The organism is Gemmata obscuriglobus, assembly GCF_008065095.1.
In the GTDB taxonomy this organism is placed as follows: Bacteria; Planctomycetota; Planctomycetia; order Gemmatales; family Gemmataceae; genus Gemmata; species Gemmata obscuriglobus.
On the sequence record NZ_CP042911.1, the window covers coordinates 6,711,849 to 6,730,968 of the forward strand.

Here is a 19,120-nt window from a genome sequence, read left to right on the forward strand (position 1 = left end):
GTGACCGGCGCCGGAGATGAACCACTCCCCCTCTTCGTGTGTCCGTGGGCTCACCATGAGCGACCAACTCCCTACCGACCACGCAGACCGGATGAAACGCGCCGCGCTGGCCCTCACGGGTCTTTCCGTGGGCGACGCGCTGGGTGAGACGTGCTTCCAGGCTCACAACTACGAGGCGGTCCTCGAAGACCCGCGGGCCACGGCGAGAGGCCCCTGGCCGTTCACCGACGACACCGCCATGGCGCTCAGCCTTTACGAGGTGCTGAACGAGTGCGGCCGGGTGGACCAAGATCGGCTCGCGCAGCGGTTCGCGGCGCGGTATAAGGCGCAGCCGTGGCGCGGGTACGGCGGCGGGGCTCACCGCCTCTTGCAGCAGATCGGGAACGGGCTCCCCTGGCGGGCCGCGGCCGAGGTCGTGTTTCCGGGCGGCTCGTTCGGCAACGGGAGCGCGATGCGCATCGGCCCGCTCGCGGGGTATTTTGCCGAGGACGGCTACGACGTGATCGCGGAGCAGGCGCGGCTGTCCGCAGAGGTAACGCACCTCCATCCGGAAGGTGTTGCGGGCGCGATCGCCGCGGCCGTCGCCGGCGCGGTCGCGTGGCGGAACCGGGACCGCCACGCAGACGAGGCCGCCCGCCACGAACTGTTCGACACGGCCCTCGCACACACGCCTCCGAGCCTGGTTCGCGCCGGGATCGAGCGGGCGCGCAACCTCACGTTCGACTTTTCCACAGAACCTGTGGTGAAGCTCCTGAATCACGGGTTCATGGTCGTTCCGTTTGATACGTCAGTGGAGCCTATTGTGCGCGCACTGGGGAACGGCTCTCAAATCTCCTGTCAGGACACGGTGCCGTTTTGCCTGTGGGTGGCGGCATCGCACTTGCACGACTACGAGCGGGCCGTTGCGCAAACGATCCGCGCTCGTGGCGACATTGACACCAATTGTGCGATCGTGGGCGGCATTGTGGCACTTGCGGTAGGCGAATCCGGCGTTCCTACTGACTGGCTCGCGGACCGTGAAGAACTCGTGGTTTAATCACCCGGTCTCAGGCATGAGCCCTTGACGATGTTCGTCGGTCGGTCACGACGTTTCAAGATGTGCGGGTGGAGACGAGTTTGAGTCTGAGGTAAACTGGCTGCCGTACTCGGTCTACAACGTAAGTGGTACCCGCGTTTAACGCTTCCGATCGTAGCGACGACCCGATCCGCCTATATCACCCAGTTTGCGCCGTTTCCCTTTGACGAGTTTTTGCTACCAACCTACCATCGTGAACATCCGGGGCGCTCTCTGCGTCTCCGTGTTTCGGTCGTAGAGGTTGCAACTTATGTACAGCATCGTGATGCTTACTGCCATGTCGACGGGAGCCGACGTCACTCCGCCCCCAGCGCCCGCCGTTGCCGTTCCGATTGCGAGCGGCTGCTGTGGTGCAATTCCGGTCGGGTGTCACGGTTCCTGCACCGGCGCGTATTACTACCGTTCATCGTGCCACGGCTCCTGCCACGGCCACGTCTCGCGAAGCGCCTTCTTGGGCCTCCGGTCCTCGTGCCACGGGTGCAGCGGGTACTCGTGCTCCGGCTACAACTGCTTCGGTTCGTGCTACGGCTCGTACGTCGCGAGCTACGGCTCTTGCTCCGGGTGCTCGGGCACCTTCAGCTACGGCTCGACGTGGGGACCGCCCATCGGGATGCCGCCGTACACGCTGCACGGTTATAACACCGGCCTCGCGGGTTACGGCCCGGGCGCACCGGTCGTGGCCGGCTACACCGATCCGAACGCGGTCTGGGGCGCGTACCCCGCCAACCCGAACCGCCCGCCGGTGATGACCGTCCCGGTGGCCCCGCCGCCCGCGGCCCCCAAGTCGTCCGACGGCGGTACGATGGGCGCGAATTTGAAGTTCGTGCTCCCGGCTGACGCGAAGCTGTTCGTTGACGGCCAGCCGGCCCTGGGCACCGGCACTGAGCGCACGTTCTACACCCCGCCGCTCGTGGTCGGGCAGAAGTTCTTCTACGACGTGAAGGCCGAACTTGTCGTCGACGGCAAGACGGTTACGGAAGAGAAGCGGGTGATCGTGGAGGCCGGCGCGAGCGTGACCGAGTCGTTCCCGAAGTTGGTCGCAGCCGTGAAGCCCGACACCACTGTTGCCGGAAAATAAACAGAAGGGCGATTGGCCACAAAAAAGCACAAGAGGCACAAAAGGAAACCAGAGACCAAAGACACAAGAGTGCGTTCAAAACACTGCTTCTGTCTTCGTCTCTGGTTTCCTTTTGTGCCTCTTGTGCTTTTTGTGGCCAATCGCCCTTCTGGTCTTCAAAAGTCGGCCGGGACCACTTCACCGCCGCCACGGGTGCCGAGGGCGGCCAACGTGCGAATCGCCATCCCTTCGCGCAAGAACCGGACACTTCCGTCGGCCATCGCGACATTCGCCCCGCCGGTGTGAAACGCGTAAATTTCGAACGAGTTGTTGCAGTTGATCGCGCACGGCCCCACGAACGTGTTCCCGTCGGCGGAAGTGCCTTCGATCCCAAACCCCTTGTCGTGGTCCGCCCAGGTGCCGCCGACCAGCGTGCCGGTGGCGGTGCCGTCGCCGCCAAACGATGGGTCGCGGTCGCTCACCCGTTTACCCTTCACCCAGTATTCGGGTCGGTTCGCGTCTTCCACGAGTAAAAGCGTGTTCGACAGCCCGTCGGTGATCTGTGCAACCGTTGAGCCCTGTGAACTCATCACCCCGCGCCACACGGCCGACGGGTCTTGGTAGCCGAGGTCGGTGAGCAGCGCGAGCGCCACCACCGCAACGTTCGAGTAGTCCCAGGCCGCCGCGGTGTAGGACGCCGGGCCGCCCGGAGCAGCCGACCGGCCGGAGCGCGCCCCGTTCGCGCTCGGGCAGAGGAAGGTTTTTACCTTGCTGTTCCGCGGCACCTCGTTGACCGCATCGTACCAGTTCGCGGTCGCCACGTAGGTGTTGCGCACGGCCTCCTGTTCCAGGTCCGGCAGGATCAGCACCGGCCACCCGTTGTACGGCCCGAACGTGTTCGACCCCGGGTACTTGCCGTTCCGCACCTCGTAGTTGGTCAGTGCCAGCGCCATCTGCTTGAGGTTGTTCTGGCAACTCATACGCGCGGCGGCGTCGCGCACCTTTTGGACGGCCGGCAACAAAAGCCCGATCAGGACCGCGATGATCGCGATCACCACCAGCAGCTCGATCAGCGTGAACCCCGCTCGGCGCGCGGGGCGGGTGGTCGGGGGCAGAGTAGGCGCGAAATGCATTGCGTAAACAGCCTCACTCAGATGCGACCGGGCGAAACGGGATTTCTAGTGGCGCCCGACGCGAGCGAACACCACGTTGAAGCGAATTGCCCCGCCCCTCGAACTGCCGTATAACACGCGCATCCTTCCAAATAGGAAGTCCATGCCGGTGCGCGTCCTGCCGCGCGACCGCCCGCACGAGAGGATTGCCGTGTCCACGAGCCGCTATCTGTTCACGAGTGAGTCGGTGTCGATGGGCCACCCCGATAAGGTGGCCGACCAGATCTCGGACGCGGTCCTCGACTTCTGTTTGAAGACCGACCCGGCGAGCCGGGTGGCGTGCGAAACGCTCGTCACCACGGACCTCGCGGTCGTCGCGGGCGAGATCACCACCAAGGCCCCGCTGACGCGCCAGGCGGTCGACGCGCTGGTGCGCGACGTCATCACCGAAATCGGGTACGTCGCGAAGGATCAGGCCGAGCGCGAGGAGATCGGGTTCACCGCCGACGCGTGCCAGATCGACTGCCGGCTCCACGCCCAAAGCCCGCACATCAGCCAGGGCGTGGACGTGGGCGGCGCCGGCGACCAGGGGCTCATGTTCGGGTTCGCGTGCGACGAAACGCCGACCCTGATGCCGCTGCCCATCGACCTGGCGCACCGGCTGGTGGCGAACCACGCCGACATGCGCAAGACCGGGAAGCTGAAGTGGCTCCGCCCCGACGCGAAGAGCCAGGTGACCGTCGAGTACAACACCGACGGCACCCCACACCGCATCCACACGGTGGTGCTGAGCACCCAGCACACCCGCGAGGTGATGACCACCCAGGACGGCAAGGACTACTTCACCGACGACGCCCGGCAGATCATCATCGACCAGTTGATCCGCCCCACGCTCGAGACCGACCGCAAGGACCTGATCAAGGGCAAGTTGGTGATGATCCCGCCGGGCCAAAAGGCACCGTCGCTGGGTGAGAACGACATCGCCTGCCACATCAACCCGACCGGGTGCTTCCTCCAGGGCGGCCCGCACGGCGACTGCGGGCTGACCGGCCGCAAGATCATCGTGGACACCTACGGCGGTCGCGGCCGGCACGGCGGCGGCGCGTTCAGCGGCAAGGACCCGACCAAGGTGGACCGCAGCGCCGCGTACATCTGCCGGTACATCGCCAAGAACATCGTGAAGGCCGGGCTGGCGCGCGAGTGCGAGGTGCAGCTCTCCTACGCGATCGGGTACCCCGACCCGCTCAACATCTGGGTCAACACCAACGGCACCGCGAAGGTCCCTGAGACGAAGCTGATCGAGCTGATCCGCACGCACTTCGAGCTGACGCCGAAGGGCATCATCGGCTCGCTGGATCTGCGCCGGCCGATCTACCGTGAGAGCGCCCGGCACGGCCACTTCGGCCGCGAACTGCCGCAGTTCTCGTGGGAGAAGACCGACAAGGCTGAGGCCCTGCGTAAGGCCGCCGGAGTGTAACCACGCGGGAAAGGAACCAGCCGAACCGAACGATCGGCGGCTGGTGTCATACCGAATTCGGTTGAAGGGTAACCACTCACCAGGGGGTAGGTTACACCCGCCGGCTGACACCGGCGGGTGCGATTCCGATCACCGATACTCTTCACTTGGATTCGGTATTAGATCGCCGGGCTCGGCTCGCCCGGCGCATCGACTCATCAGCTACAGAACCTTGTACTTGCCGTGCCCAATGGTAAGTCGAAACACTAGCTCGTTCGGCTGGGCCTTGGCCGTCACAAGCATCTTAGTCAACTCGGTTGAGGCTGCGCCGATCCGGGCGCACCTGTCACGCGCTCGGATCTGTGCCCGAAATGCCGGCATGTGACCGACGCTTGAGAGCGTTCACCTTGGCGACGATGGTGGCGCCGATGTGCTGCACCGCGAGCACCTCGACCGCGGCCCGCTTCTCGGCCGCAGCCTTGGGCATCCCGTACACCACGCACGTCGACTCGTCCTGAGCAACCGTGTGCCAACCGGCCGCGCGAAGCTTCAACAGCCCGGCCGCGCCGTCGTGCCCCATGCCGGTGAGCAGCGCCGCCACCCCGGGGCGCGAGACGTTGTTGACGGCGCTCGTGAACAGCACGTCCACCGACGGCCGGTACGGCGAACTCTTGGGGTTCGGTGTGTACCGCAGGGTCCGGTCGGCGCTCAGTTCCAGGTGATCGTCGGTGGCCGCCACATAGACCGTGCCGGCGCGAACGCGTTCGCCCTCCTGAGCAACCCGAACCGGGAGCCGACACCACGCGGCGAGCTGCTGAACCAACCCTTGTGCGAAGTCGGCCCCGATGTGCTGGCTGATGAGCACCGCCGCCGCGAAATCCGCCGGGAACGCGCTGACCACGTGGGCCAGCGCCTCCGGTCCGCCGGTCGAGGCCCCGAGCAGTACGAGCGGGGGCAGGTCCGCCGGGTGCGAACTGGTGCCGGCGAGGGGCATGATCGCCGACCCGGACAGCCCGGCGAGGGCGGCTTCCAGTTTCGCAAGCCGTTCGACCAGTTTGGAAGCGTTCTGAACGGCCCCGTTCGGGTTGAGGGTGGGCGTGTCCACCGCGTCCACCGCGCCGGCGCCGAGCGCCTGGAACACCAGCGGGAAGTGGTTACTCACGCTGGCCGTCACGACCAGCACCGGGCACGGGGACCGCTGCATGATCTGGCGCGTGGCCTCGACGCCGTTGAGGCGCGGCATTACCAGATCCATCAGCACCACGTCGGGGCGGTCGCAGGCCGTCTTCGAGACGGCCTCGTCACCGTCGTCGGCGGTCCACGCGACGACGTAGCCGGGCACCGCGGTGACGACGCGGCGGAGCGTCTCGCGGGCCACGGCCAGGTCGTTCACGATCCCAACGCGCATCCTGTTGGTCCTTTGTTCGTCCGCTCTCCCCTCGCACCCGCTCCGGGTGCGAGAAGGTGCCCGATCAGCAAACGGGGCTCAGCCGGGCGATTCGGATCGGCCGCGGGCGTGTGCGGCCACCAGAGTGGGACGCGGCTCCGGCGTTCAATAACACCCGCGGGTTACGGACCGTCCGCCGCGCCGATCAGTTCAGCAACCGTCTCAATGAACCGGTTGTCGTGAAAGCTGCTCTTGGTCAGGTACGCGTTCGCACCCACCTCGAGCCCCTTGAGCCGGTCCTCTTCCCGCTCTTTATACGAAACGATAATGACCGGCAGGTCGCGCAGCCGGTCGTCGGCCCGCACCGCCTGGACCAACTGTAGCCCGTTCATGCGGGGCATGTCGATGTCACTCACCAGGAGGTCGCACCGCTCCGCCCGGACCTTGTTCCAGCCGTCCACGCCGTCCACCGCGACCGCAACGTCGTACCCCTTGTGAAGGAGCAACTGGCGCTCCACCTCGCGAACGGTGATGGAGTCGTCAACCACCAGCACCCGCTTCTTACGACCCGCCCCCGCGGGCCGGGTCTCGCACCGCACCAGCGACCCGGTCTGGATGAACTGGTCCATCGACCGGAACAGGTCCTCGACGTCTACGATGAGCACCGGCGCGCCGTCGTCGAGGATGGCCGCCGCGCTCAGATTCGGCACCTTCCCGAGGCGCGGGTCGAGCGGGCGCACCACCAGATCCTGTTCGCCCCGGAACGCGTCCACGACCAGCCCGTAAGTGCCGGTGCCGTCGCTCAGGAGCACGACCGGCACGTCGTCCCCGACGGGCGGCGGCGCGGGCATGTCCAGGAGTTGCCCCGCCACCACCAGTCCGACGTTCTGCCCGTCCACTGTAACAAACTGGCGGTGCTCGATCGAGCGGACTTCGTCGCGGCGCACCCGGATGAGGCGGTCGATGCGCGTGTGCGGGAACGCGTAGGGCTCGCCGGCCACGTCCACCACCACCGCGCGGATCACCGACAGCGTGAGCGGCAGTTGCAGGTGGAAAGTGGTCCCCTTGCCGCGTGTGGTGGTGATGCGGACGTTTCCGCCGACTTTACGAATCGTATCGAGTACAACGTCCAGGCCGACGCCGCGGCCCGAAAACTCGGTCACGGCGGCCGCCGTGCTGAACCCGGGCAGGAACAGAAACTCGAGCAACTCGGCGTCGCTGAGTTTGACGGCCATCTCGGCGGAGTTGAGGCCGCGCTCGACGATCTTGGCGCGGAGCCGGTTCAGGTCGACCCCGGCGCCGTTGTCGGACACGGTCACCAGGAGCATGCCGGCGCGGTGCCGGGCCTCGACGGTAACGGTCCCGGCGACCGGCTTCTCTGCGGCCCGGCGCAGGTCCGGCATTTCGAGGCCGTGATCGACGGCGTTGCGGATCAGGTGGGCGAGCGGCGCCTCGAGCTTCTCCAGGATGTCGCGGTCGACCTCGGTGCCCTCCCCCACGACGACGAGCCGGGCCTCTTTGCCGAGCGCGCGGGCGATGTCGCGGACCATGCGCGGCAGCCCGTGCAGCCCGTCGCCGAACGGGCGCATCCGGCTGACGATCACTTCGCGGTACAGCCGCGCGTTGAGGTCCTCGGCGCGGGCCGCGTGGTCGTCGAACGAGGCGGTCTGCTCGGTCAGCTCCTGGCGGCACGTGAGCCACTGCCGGCGGGTATCGGCGACGAGTTCCGCGACCTGGTCCGCGGGCGCCCCGCCGAGCGCGGCGTGGTACGTCGTGTCGATCAGCGCGGTGAGCAGGTCGTGGCGCTTCTTCATCTTGAGGAGGGCGGTGGAGAACGTCGGGAGCCACCGCGCCTGCACGAGCGATTCGCCGGCCAGTCCCATCAGCCGGTTCAGACTTTGCGCGCTGACCCGCACCACCGGTTCGGCCACGGGCGGCGCTGGGGCAGGCGGGGGCGGCGGGGGCGACAAAGTAACGGTACGTGGCTCCCGCACCGCAATGACCGAAGAGCTTCGACCCACACTGCCGTCGGCTCTCTCCCCACCCGGGCCGATGCCGCTTGTTCGACTCGGCGGCGGAGCGATTGACTCACTCGCCGCTTGACTACCGTGTTCGGCTGGCGGTTTCGAGGGGTTCTTCTGCCCCTGCCCTACAGACGCCGCGATGGCCCCTCGCGCCCGGTCCGCTTCCGCAGCGCGCGTCAATACGTTCGAAGCGGTAGCCAGGGCCGGGGCCGCGGACCCGATCCACTCGCTGAAGGTGTCGTCGTCGGTCGCGAGCGCCCCGGCGAGCGTCGCCGTCGTGTATTGCGCCCACTCGATCGCCCGCGCCGGAATCGGGCGCCCCGTTTCGCGTGCCGTCCGGACGAACGCACTCATCGCAGCCGCCGCGTCCGCGACGGGAACGCATTTGACCAGCCGGGCGGCCCCGCGCAACAGCTTGAGCGCTTCCTGCACCGGTTCCGTGGCGGTCGGGTCCGAGGACAGATGCGGCAGCCCCTTTGTAATCACACGGAGGTGTTCACGGGCCTCTTCCCGGAACAGGTCGAGCATCGAGTGGTCGGTGCGGAGCGCGAACGGCTCGCCGGGAATGCCGGCCGGCTCAAAGGCCGGCGGCTCGGGAAGCTCCACCGCCAGTGAAGCTGCCGCGGGGACAGGTTTCGCCGGTTCGGCGGGCGGGGGTTCGCGCGGGGGCTCGGCGAACGTTTCGGGCCGGACGCCCTGTGCAATCGCGACGAGTGCGGGCTCCAGTGCGTCCACCAGCGGCCGGTTCGCCTCCTCCCACGCGGCGGTGGTGTTCGGGCCGAGCGCCGCCAGCCCGGCGAGCACGTCGGCCCCGCGGAGGAGGACGTCGATGTCGGCCGGGCCGAGCCGGATGCGACCGCCCTGCGCGGCGACCAGTGCGTCCTCCATGACGTGCGCGAGCCGCACCGCGGTGTCGATCCCGACGATCCGGGCCGCGCCTTTGATCGAGTGCGCGGCGCGCATCAGCTCGTCGAGCAGCACCGGGTCAGTCGGGCGCGTTTCCACCGCGACGAGCCCGGTCGCGAGTGTGTCGGCGTGCGCCTTCGCCTCGTCGCGGAACAGGTCGAACATGGACGCGTCGAGGCCGTTCATCGGAGCCGCTCGCGGAGGGTTTGGAACAGGCGCGCGTCGTCCAGCATGCCGACGGACCGGTTCGCGTGCGGGAACACCCCCCGGGTCAGTTTCACCTGCGCCCGGGACAGCGTTGGGGCGGCGGAGGTGAGGTCCGGTAGCAGCACGCGGTGCACCTGGTCCACCGCGTCGGCCGCGAACACCCAGGTCTCGGACTCGCGGCGGATCACCACGAACCGCCGCAGGTCCGGGTCGCCGTCCGGGGCGGCGCCGAGGACGAGGTCCATCCGGACGCACAGGTGCAGTTCGCCGCGGATGTTCGTCACCCCGGCGAGCAGCCCGCCGCGGTGCGGGATGCGGTGAACCGGCCGCGGGCGGGTGACCTCGACGAGTACGGCCACCGGCAGCGCGAGCCACTCGTCCCCGAGCCGGAACACCAGGACGCTCGACTCGTCGCCCTCGCGCACCTCGTCGCGGAGCGCGAGCCGCGCGGTCCACTCGGCGAGGTAGCCGTCCGGCGAGGGGGCGTCGAGGAACCGGCGGCCGGCGACGGCGAACACCGGGCAGTTGTTGCAGTGCGTGACCTTCAGCAGTTCGGGACAGGTGCGGTCGCCGCGGATCCCGATGCGGTTCCAGCACTGCTCGTCCGGCGGGACCAGCTTGAGGGGCTGTGGGGTCATTGGTCCTCCCCGGGGCGGTGCTTCGCTAGCCGCTTGCGGAGGGCGTCGGCGCGGGCGGTCTGGCCGCGCCGCTCGCACAGCGTGATCATGTGGGTCACGGCTTCCCGGTGATCGGGGTCCAGGTAAAGGGCCTTGCCGAACGCATCGTAGGCCGCGTCCGTGTTGCCCGTCGCGAGTTGCACCACGCCCAACAGCGCGAGCGCGTCGGCGTCGCCGGGGGCGGTGCGAAGGAGCGTTTCGCAGACGGCCCGGGCGTCGCCGAGGCGCCCGGCGTCGGCCAGCGCCCGGGCCGCGGCGAGCGTGCCGGGCGCCGGAACCGCGAGCGGCGGCGCGGGCGCCTTCGATGGCGGCCGTTGCGGCACAGGCAGAGAGGCCGGTACCGTGGCATGGATGTCGCTGAGGCTTCCGGCCCGGCGGTAGATGCCGAACTCAGGCGGCCCGTCCGGGCTGAACCGGCCCGCCGGCAGCCGATCCGCTTCCGCGGGCGTGAGGCACAACCGGCCGTTGAGCGCGAGGAGGCGGTCCAGGTTCGCCACCGCCCGCTGCTTCGCCTCCGGGGTGAAGTAGATGAACACGTTGCGGCACACGATCAGGTCGTAAGGCCGCTCGGTGGCGAGGAAGATCGGGTCAGTGAGGTTCGCGCTGAAGAACCGGACGGCGGCGCGGATGTGCGGCAGCACCTCCCACCGGTCGCCCACCTTGCGGAAGTACGGCGGGCGCACGTCCGGCCCGGGCTCGCGGAACGACGCCGCCGGGTAGCGCCCGGCCGACGCCCGCGCGAGGTTCGGTTCGGACACGTCGATGGCGTCGACGGTGTATGCGTCGGCACCGCCGAACTGCTCCAGGAGTGCGATGGCGAGCGAGTACGGCTCCTCGCCGGTGCTGCACGGCGCGCTCAGAACGCGGACGCTCGCGCCCGAGCGGTTCGCGCGGCTCGCCGCGAACCCCGCGAGCCGGTCGAACAGCGCCCGCCCGCCGCGAAAGAACCACGTCTCGGACACGCTCAGCACCGCAGCCAGCGCGTCCCGCTCGGCCTGTTCGGTCAGGAGCCGGGCGGTATACAGCGCCAGTTCGTCGATGCCCCGGGCGGTCATTCGCACCTGAACGGCGCGGTCGAGCGCGCTCGTACCGAGGGTCGAAGGGTCGATGCCCAGCCGGTCGCGGACCGTGCGTTCGATGGCACCGCTCATGGCTCGAACCCCGCTTCGATCAGCCCACCGGACCCGGCCGCCACCTGCGCGAGCAGCCAATCGGGGTCGAGGAGGCGCAGGATACCTTGCCCGTCGGCCAGCGCCGGGCCGAGGCTCGGCCGGCCCGGCGGCCCGGGGATCGGTTGCGCGACCCCGGGCCGGATCTCACGGATCTCGGCCACCTGGGTGGCGAGCAGCCCCACCAGCGCCTCGGGGATGTCCAGCGGGTACGGGAACAGGATGATGCGGCTGCTCAGGTGCGGCGGGCACGCGCCCACACCCGCCAAGGCGTGCAGGTCCACGACGGGGACCACGCGCCCGCGGTACACGAACACGCCCGCGATCCACGCCGGCGCGCCGTGGACGGCGGTGAGCTGAACGCGCGGCACCACCTCGCGCACGCGGCGCACGTCCACCGCCACTTTGTCCGGACCGACCTGGAACACGAGACCGAGCATGGGTTCGGTACTCACTCGCAGTTGGTGCACGCGCGTCTAAACGCACCGCTCGGCGCGAGCCCTGGGGTTCGCGGCCGCCCGCTACGTTTTGAATTGGGCAATCTCTTCGTTGAGGGTCTCAACCGAGCTGCGGAGGTGCGCGGCGGTGCGCTCGAACTCCTTCACCGACTGCGCGCTGCGGTGTGTGGCCTCGGCGATCTGGGTCATCGCGTCGTTGATCTGCTGCGCGCCGGCGGTCTGGTTCCGCATCCCCTCGTTGACCAAGCGGAACCGCTGGTCGAGACTCTGCACCTCGTTGATGATCTCCCACGTCATCTGGTTGATCTTCGTCACCTGGTGCACGCCGGACCGCACCTCGTCGGCGAACTTGTCCATCTGCATCACCCCCGCCGACACCGCGTCCTGCATGTGCCGCACCATCGTCTCGATGTCGAGGGTCGCGACGGCCGTCTGGTCGGCGAGCCGGCGGATCTCGCGCGCCACCACAAGGAACCCGCGCCCGTACTCGCCGGCCTTTTCTGCCTCAATGGCGGCGTTGATCGAGAGGAGGTTGGTCTGGTCGGCGACCTTGGTGATAGTCGTCACCACCGCGTTGATGCTGTCGGCCTTCTCACGGATCATGCCCAGCTTCGTGGACACGGACTGGGTGGACTCCACGAGCTGCTTCATCTCGGTCGCCATCTTGGTCGTGTTGTCGCGCCCCTTGGTGGCGAGGTCAGACGCGTGCGCGGCGGTCTGGCTCACCTCGTTCATGGTCCCGGCCAGGTCCTTGCTCGTCGCCGACACCTGGCGCACCGAGGCCGCCACCTCGGTGGTCGAGGAACTCAGGTTGTTGACGGTCTGCTCCTGGTTCCGGGCGGTCGAGGCGATCTGCGAGGCGATGGCGAGCAGTTGCAAGCTGGACTCGCGGGCCTTGCCGACGATGCCCTGGATCTTCTCGATGACCGCGTTGATGCCCCCGGCGAGCTGGGCCATCTCGTCCTTGCCGTCCACCGGAAGCCGCGCGGTCAGGTCCCCGGCCCCGCTCGCCATCTCGCAGAGCCGCTGGTTGAGCCCCCGGGCCGACACCACCACGCTGCGCACGATGTACCCGCCGACCAGGCCGAACGTGAGTATGGCGGCGGTACTCAGCGTGACCGTCATGTACACCCAGAAGCGGACCGTACCGGCCATTGCCGCCTCTGCCGCCTGGGTCGAAGAGTCGACCGCCGTCGCGGCGTCGCGCATCGCCTGGCTGTGGAGGCGGTACTCCGGCCCGATCTTGCCAATGAGCACCGCAGCGGCCTCCTTCCGCGCCTTCTCGTCGCCGCGCAACTTGGGGAAATACTCCTCGTTGGCGAGCCGGAACACTTCGACCGCGGACTTGTGCCCGGCCCCGGTCGGTTCGAGCGCCTTGCGGGCGGCCGGGTCGATGGGCTCGCGGAGCCACTCGTCGCGCCGCTTGTGGTACTCGGCCTCGTACTCGCGGTACGAGGCCGTCGCGCGCCGCCGCTCCTCGTCGGTCTGCGCGTTCTCGATCTCGTGGAGCATCAGGAAGCAGCGGCCGATCAGCAGCGGGGGCGGCGTCAGCTCGTTGATGAGTTCCTTGCGCCGCGCCAGTTCCTCGTAGGCGGCGCCGCCGACGCGGTATCGGTGGAGCAGGTATCCGGTGAGGCCCAGCGCCAGCAACACGGTCACGGTGTACCCGAACAGGAGCGCGTCGAGCTTCACGCGCAGCGAGACGTCGCGGAGACGGATCATGGGTGCGAGCCCGTGGTGTGCGTGGGTCCGGCAGGGCGATCCTAGCTGCGCCACGGGGACCGAACTAGGCGCATCACCCAATCAACGGACTTTGCCCACTATACCACGAGCGCCCGATCGGCATAACCGGTCAGAAACGCACATCCATCATCGAGAAATCGTCCGCAAGCACCTCCCGACCGCCGAGCTCGCGGACGTACTCGAGGTGCCGGCCGATCAGATCCCCCTCGCGAGCGAGTTCGGAAGAGATGAGTGCCAGGAAGTCGGCCCAGGGCCACATTTCGCCGCCGGTCTGTTCGATCTCCATGATGCCGTCACTAAACACGAGCAGCCGGGCGTCCGGCGAGACCGGCACGGACTTGGTGTCGTAAGGCATCTCGGGCATCATCCCGACCGCAGGCGCCTCGGCTTCGAGGCTGTGGAGCGTGCCGCCCGAGAGCAGCAGCGCCGGCGGGTGCCCGGCGTTACAGTATGCGAGCGTGCGGTTCGCCGCGTGGTACACGCCGTACCAGATGGTGAAGTACTTACCGTCCTGGCGGTCCATCTGGAACATGTCGTTGAGTTTGGTGACCACGGCGCCCGGGTCGCGCGGGTCGGCGCCCGGAATCGAGTTCGCGGAAAGTACGTTCCCCGCGGATACCGCCAGGAGCGCCGACCCGACCCCGTGCCCGCTCACGTCGAGCAGGTACAGCGCGAGGTGCTCCTTGTCGATCCACCGGTAGCCGAACATGTCGCCGGCCAGTTGCGTGGACGGCACGAACTTCCACGCGATCTGGACCGGACCCGAGGAGAGCGGCGGCGGGAGCAGCGACTGAACGTACCGGGCGGCGCGGCTCAGCTCCGCGGCCATCTCGCGCTGGGTCGCCGCCAGCTCCCGGTAAGCTTCGTTCCGCTCCAGCAGCGCGACGTACCCGCGCGAGTGGTACCGGACCCGCGCGAGCACCTCCAGCCGGTCCGGCAGCTTCACCATGTAGTCGTTGGCACCCAGCGCGAACGCCTTCGCCTTCACGACGGGCTCTTCCTTGCTCGACAGGACCACCAGCGGAACCTCGCGGGTCCCGGAGTTGGCGCGAAAGTATTTCACCAACTGCAACCCGTCGATGTCCGGCATGACGAGGTCTTGCAGGATTACGGTGGGCTTGAACGCGTTGGCGGTGTCGATGGCGTTGGCCGGGTCGGGGCAGTACCGGAACTCGACGAGCGGCTCGTCCGCGAGCATCCGGCGCACGGTCTCGCCGACCATCGGCTGGTCGTCCACGAGCAACACTTTGATCGGGTGCGGTTCGGCCATCGCTCGATTTCACCCCTGCTGAATCCGAACTTTCGACGAAAGGTTTTTCTCAACACCAGCTTTCGACATTCCGAAACACGGGTTGCTGCTCTTGAGCCACATTACGTAAAGAGGTAATCGAGTCGATCTCCGACATCAATTCCGCGAGGCCTCACGACGTTTTTACCAGTTTGGTAACCGTGTGACCCGCGCCGAGGAGCGGCGACACGTGGGCCGTCGTTGGAGACGAGTGCGGTCAAGATCCCATCTCGAATCGCGCGGGGCTTGCCGGATCGAATGTTGGGCTTCTTGAAGCGCGTTGGAGGTCCTGCACCTCCCTGGGCTCGTACTTCTTCCCACCGACAGGGTAGCCGGGAGGCCGCAAATCACCCAAGCAAATTCAATCCAAATCAATCAAAAGAAAATAATATCTCGTTAACTTCCCGAATCAAGCGTTACAACAAGACGAAAAGTGGCGCCGCCGGGCAAACTTCTTGCGCCTTCGATCGATTTGCATGTCAGGATACTTCCGGACAGGCTTCGCGGTGCCAAGAACGGCAGCCGCACTGGCAAGTGGCTCGGGTAGCGAAGCGAATAAAGCAGTCCGTTTGCCAGATAAAATCTTTATGCTTTTGGTAGCGAGTTATTTCACGGTCGCGTTCTGCTCTTATTGCCTCACTTCATACTGCCGGCAACAATCTCATTACGCACCACGAACGTTCTTGCGCAATCGCCACATCTCACGCGTCCGCATCACGTTCAGGAGGCGACCCCATGTCCAATCGATTAGTGACCCAGTTCAACAACCTCAGCATCGGCACCCGGATCGTCGGGGGGTTCATGCTTCTCGCACTCGCGAGCGCGGCCGTCGGGTACAGCGGCATCCTGGCCCTGTCGCAGAGCAACAAGGCGCTGGAGAACGCGAACGGGAACCTGATCCCGTCGATCCGCGCGCTCACCAACATGCGGGGAGCGTTGGGTGCGGTCCAGCGGAACGAGCGGAACGCCGTCATCGCCGCCCGGCTCACGGACGAGGCCGCGCGGCACCAAGCCATCCGCGCGGCCGGCGACGCGTGGGAGCAGATCGTGAGCTGCACCAAGCAGTACGAGTCGTGCCCCATGATCGAGAAGGAAAAACAGCTTTGGGGGGAGTTCCGCCTGCGGCTCGATGAGTTGCGGCGCGACCACGAGGCCGTGCTCGCCGCGCTGCGGACCGGCAACTTGGAGGGCGCCGAGAAGCTGTGTATCGCGTCTCTCCCGAACGCGACGACGGCGAACGCACGGCTGAACGCCCTGATCGACCTGCAAAGCGAGGTCGCCCAGCAGGACTACAAGGCGGCGCAGGAGCAGTACGCGTCGGCCCGGAACACCGTGTTCGCTACCGTCGCCGCGGCGGCCATCGCTGCGGTGATGCTGGGGCTGTTCTTCCGCGGACTGATCGTGGGTCCGCTGAGCGCCGCCGTGCACGCCCTCCGGTCGGTAGCGACGGGCGACCTGACCAAGACGGTTCCGATGTCATCACGGGACGAGTTCGGCCAACTGGGCGTGGCACTCAACGACACGGTGACCGGAATCCAAGCTGCCCTCAAGCAGGACCACGTCAACTGGGAGGCGGTCGGCAAGGAGCGGGAGCAAAACATCGACTACGTTGGTCAGATCGCGGCCGTCGGTAAGGCGATGGCGGTGATCGAGTTCAAGCTCGACGGGACCATTGTTGCGGCCAACGAGAACTTCCTTGGCGCCCTCGGGTACGCGATGGCCGAGATCCAGGGGCGGCACCACAGCATGTTCGCCGAGCCCTCGTATGCCGCGAGCCACGAGTACCGCGAGTTCTGGGCCAAGCTGAACCGCGGCGAGTACGTGGCGGGGGAATTTAAACGAATCGGCAAGGGCGGCAAGGAGGTGTGGATTCAGGCGTCGTACAACCCGATCCTCGACCGCAACGGTAAGCCTTACAAGGTAATCAAGTTCGCGGACGACATCACCGCCGCCAAAAAAATGGAGCTCAAGGTCAAAGAAGACGCAGTCGAGTTGCAACGCAAGGTGGACGTGATCGTCACCTCGGCGGACGCAATGGCCAAGGGCGACTTCACGGTGGACGTTCCGGACCTGGGCTCCGACACGGTTGGTAAAATGGCCCAATCGCTGAACCGGGCCGTGGTGTCGATGCGAACGGCACTCGAGGGAGTGCGGGACGTGTCGGGGCAACTGGCCGACGCGGCCGGTCAGTTGTCATCGGCCAGCCAGGAGATCTCCACGGGCGCCCAGCAGCAGGCCAGCAGCCTCGAGGAAACGGCCAGCACCTTGGAGCAGATCACGGCCACCGTCAAGCAGAACGCGGACAGCGCGCAGCAGGCGCGGCAACTGGCGAGCGGGTCCAAAGAAGCCGCGGAGAAAGGTGGGGCGGTGGTCGGGAGCGCGGTGAACGCGATGGCCGAGATCAACGGGTCGTCGAAGAGGATCGCGGACATCATCACGACCATCGACGAGATCGCGTTCCAGACCAACCTGCTGGCCCTGAACGCGGCCGTCGAGGCCGCTCGCGCTGGCGAGCAGGGGCGCGGGTTCGCGGTGGTCGCCACCGAGGTGCGGAACTTGGCCCAGCGGTCCGCGACGGCAGCGAAGGAGATCAAGAGCCTGATCCAGGACAGCGTGAAGAAGGTGGACGCAGGCACCGAGTTGGTGAACAAGTCGGGCGACACGCTGGCCGAGATCGTCACCAGCGTCAAGCGGGTGACCGACATCGTGACCGAGATCGCGGCGGCCGGAAAAGAGCAAGCCACCGGCATCGAGCAGGTGAACAAGGCGGTGAGCCAGATGGACAGCGTCACCCAGCGAAACGCGGGCCAGACCGAGGAGATGTCGGCCACCGCCCAGACCCTTACCGACCAAGCCGCCCAGCTCCGCGACCTGGTCGCCCGCTTCAAGCTCTCCGCCGACACCGGGCACGAACGGGTGCGTCCAGCACCCAGGACCGCCCGCAAAATCGGCGGCCCCAGGCCGCGGCCTTCGGTCGCAAAGGCGCTGGGCAACGGCGGCCACGAGTTGGACGCGATCGGGGGTAATGACGGGTTCACGGACTTCTGATACCGAACCCGATCGGGCTCGGGCCGCGCTTCATTTCGGACCGTTGCCGACCGGTTGAGATGGGGGCCGGGGGGGGAAAGCGACTCCACTCGCCAGGAGTTGCGACGTGAGCGTGATTGGCCCGCGCGTCGTTGAAATTTCATCGTGCATCGCCGGCCTCAATTGCCGGAACAGATTTCTTGTTGCCCTGTAAGATGGGGAGCAGAAAGGCACAGTTCGGCGTGTCGTGAGTCGGAGCGGATCAGTGGCAGTTGTACGGCCCGCAGGCGCGGAGCAGAACCCCTCCCCTCCTCTGCCGTTCAGGGAGCGGGGTGAAGGGAGCGGCTGGCGCGCCGCACGGACCGCTTACCTCGCGCGGGTGGCGCCGTGGGCCGAAGATCGCACCGCGCGCATGTCCCGCGGGCAAAAGCACCCGGTCTACGACTTCCTTTTCGAGTATTACTCGTTCCGCCCCGCGCATTTGCTCCGCTGGACGCCGGGGTTCGGCGCGTTCCTCGAAGGCGCGACCCGCGGGGACGTGGCCTGGGACGAGTTCGTCGAACGTGACGGCGGGCTGTTGCTGCCCGCGGAAGCGTTCCCGGCCCACCGGCTCTCGTACCTCCAGTGGGCCACAGAATACCTCAACGCGGTGATGACGCGCGAGCCATCGTTCGCGTGCTTCGGGCTGCACGAGTGGGCGATGGTCTACCGCGACCCGAACGTGCGGCACCCGTATGTTCCCCTGCGCCTGTCGCGTGCCGAAACCGACGCCGCCGTGGACGCGCAGCCGCTCCGGTGCTCGCACTACGACGCCTTCAGGTTCTTCACAAAGGAGGCGGCCCCACTCAACCGCTGGGAGCTGTCTCGGGCCACCACGACCGAGCACGACCAGCCGGGGTGCCTGCACGCGAACATGGACCTGTACAAGTTCGCGTACAAGATTATCCCGTTCTGCCCGTCGGACGTTGTCGCCGACGCATTTGATGTGGCGCGGGCGGCGCGCGAACTCGACATGCGGGCCAGCCCCTACGACCTCCGCGCCTACGGCTTCGAGCCGGTCCCGATCGAGACCCGCGCCGGCCGCGAGAACTACGTCGAAGCCCAGCGGGCGCTCTCGCTCCGCGCGCAGCCGGTGCGTGAGCGATTACGCGACGTGTACGCGCGGCTGCTGGCGGCCCAAAGCAACCTCCCCCCCAGCCCCCTCCCTGAAGGGAGGGGGTGAACGCGCGTGTTACCTCAGCCCGTTCTGAAATTGCAATCGCACAGCACACGCTCTTTGACTCCCTTCCCCTACAGGAAGTGATCTAGGAGTAGCGTTCTTCGCGCTGCTGAAAAAATGTGAACTACCCCGCTTGCGGACGGCTCACGAGTCGTTTACAACCTCTCTCACTTCCGAAGCAGGCCGGCGCCGTTTAGCTCGCTCCTCTGGAGCGGGGCGATGTTGCGTCGCCCGAGCGTTTACCCAGTCACACGTCCCGGGGAAGGCTGTTCCAGCACCGCTTTCGGTAGAGGCCTCCCCAGAAGTGGGGCGGCC

The 19,120-nt window shown here is 67.2% G+C and carries 13 protein-coding genes; 5 read left to right on the forward strand and 8 right to left on the reverse strand.

Annotation, left to right across the window (positions count from 1 at the left end):
* The first annotated feature begins 55 nt into the window (after window positions 1-55).
* Together GobsT_RS27985 and GobsT_RS27990 are read left to right on the forward strand one after the other, a co-directional pair.
* On the forward strand, window positions 56-1,036 hold the full coding sequence (locus GobsT_RS27985; RefSeq protein ID WP_010050593.1) for an ADP-ribosylglycohydrolase family protein: 981 nt from the start codon (window positions 56-58) through the stop codon (window positions 1,034-1,036).
* Between the two features lie 490 nt (window positions 1,037-1,526).
* On the forward strand, window positions 1,527-2,153 hold the full coding sequence (locus tag GobsT_RS27990) for a TIGR03000 domain-containing protein (RefSeq protein ID WP_029601307.1): 627 nt from the start codon (window positions 1,527-1,529) through the stop codon (window positions 2,151-2,153).
* A 155-nt stretch (window positions 2,154-2,308) separates the two neighbouring features.
* Here GobsT_RS27990 and GobsT_RS27995 read toward each other — a convergent pair whose 3' ends face one another.
* Window positions 2,309-3,265, reverse strand: a complete 957-nt coding sequence (locus GobsT_RS27995) for a DUF1559 domain-containing protein (RefSeq protein ID WP_109571453.1) — start codon at window positions 3,263-3,265, stop codon at window positions 2,309-2,311.
* Window positions 3,266-3,407: 142 nt separating this feature from the next.
* Between GobsT_RS27995 and metK the strand changes: the two genes are divergently transcribed.
* Window positions 3,408-4,721 carry a methionine adenosyltransferase gene (metK, locus tag GobsT_RS28000; protein WP_010045264.1) on the forward strand — a complete coding sequence of 438 codons (1,314 nt, stop codon included), beginning with the start codon at window positions 3,408-3,410 and terminating at the stop codon, window positions 4,719-4,721.
* Between the two features lie 325 nt (window positions 4,722-5,046).
* Here the strand turns inward: metK and cheB are convergent, their stop codons facing one another.
* From cheB to GobsT_RS40810, 7 genes are all read right to left on the reverse strand, one after another.
* Window positions 5,047-6,108 carry a chemotaxis-specific protein-glutamate methyltransferase CheB gene (cheB, locus tag GobsT_RS28005; RefSeq protein ID WP_010045262.1) on the reverse strand — a complete coding sequence of 354 codons (1,062 nt, stop codon included), beginning with the start codon at window positions 6,106-6,108 and terminating at the stop codon, window positions 5,047-5,049.
* A 161-nt stretch (window positions 6,109-6,269) separates the two neighbouring features.
* Window positions 6,270-9,203 carry a hybrid sensor histidine kinase/response regulator gene (locus GobsT_RS28010; protein ID WP_010045257.1) on the reverse strand — a complete coding sequence of 978 codons (2,934 nt, stop codon included), beginning with the start codon at window positions 9,201-9,203 and terminating at the stop codon, window positions 6,270-6,272.
* Window positions 9,200-9,862, reverse strand: coding sequence for a chemotaxis protein CheW (locus GobsT_RS28015; protein WP_010045254.1), 663 nt, complete (start codon window positions 9,860-9,862; stop codon window positions 9,200-9,202). Before GobsT_RS28015 ends, GobsT_RS28010 begins: the two co-directional genes overlap by 4 nt.
* Window positions 9,859-11,052: a CheR family methyltransferase gene (locus GobsT_RS28020; RefSeq protein ID WP_010045252.1), complete on the reverse strand. Its 1,194-nt coding sequence runs from the start codon at window positions 11,050-11,052 to the stop codon at window positions 9,859-9,861. Before GobsT_RS28020 ends, GobsT_RS28015 begins: the two co-directional genes overlap by 4 nt.
* On the reverse strand, window positions 11,049-11,510 hold the full coding sequence (locus GobsT_RS28025; RefSeq protein ID WP_109570816.1) for a chemotaxis protein CheW: 462 nt from the start codon (window positions 11,508-11,510) through the stop codon (window positions 11,049-11,051). The genes GobsT_RS28020 and GobsT_RS28025 overlap by 4 nt, the downstream gene beginning before the upstream one ends.
* An 81-nt stretch (window positions 11,511-11,591) precedes the next feature.
* Window positions 11,592-13,250 (reverse strand): methyl-accepting chemotaxis protein, encoded by a 1,659-nt coding sequence (locus GobsT_RS28030; RefSeq protein WP_109570815.1) that lies wholly within the window; start codon window positions 13,248-13,250, stop codon window positions 11,592-11,594.
* Between the two features lie 130 nt (window positions 13,251-13,380).
* Window positions 13,381-14,541 (reverse strand): SpoIIE family protein phosphatase, encoded by a 1,161-nt coding sequence (locus tag GobsT_RS40810; protein ID WP_010045243.1) that lies wholly within the window; start codon window positions 14,539-14,541, stop codon window positions 13,381-13,383.
* A gap of 753 nt (window positions 14,542-15,294) precedes the next feature.
* On the opposite strand from GobsT_RS40810, the gene GobsT_RS28040 reads away from it, so the two are divergent.
* Together GobsT_RS28040 and GobsT_RS28045 are read left to right on the forward strand one after the other, a co-directional pair.
* The gene (locus tag GobsT_RS28040; RefSeq protein WP_010045240.1) at window positions 15,295-17,607 is read left to right on the forward strand and encodes a methyl-accepting chemotaxis protein; all 2,313 of its coding nucleotides are present in this window, start codon (window positions 15,295-15,297) and stop codon (window positions 17,605-17,607) included.
* A gap of 244 nt (window positions 17,608-17,851) precedes the next feature.
* Window positions 17,852-18,808, forward strand: coding sequence for a 3-methyladenine DNA glycosylase (locus tag GobsT_RS28045; protein WP_148087898.1), 957 nt, complete (start codon window positions 17,852-17,854; stop codon window positions 18,806-18,808).
* The last annotated feature ends 312 nt before the right edge of the window (window positions 18,809-19,120 follow it).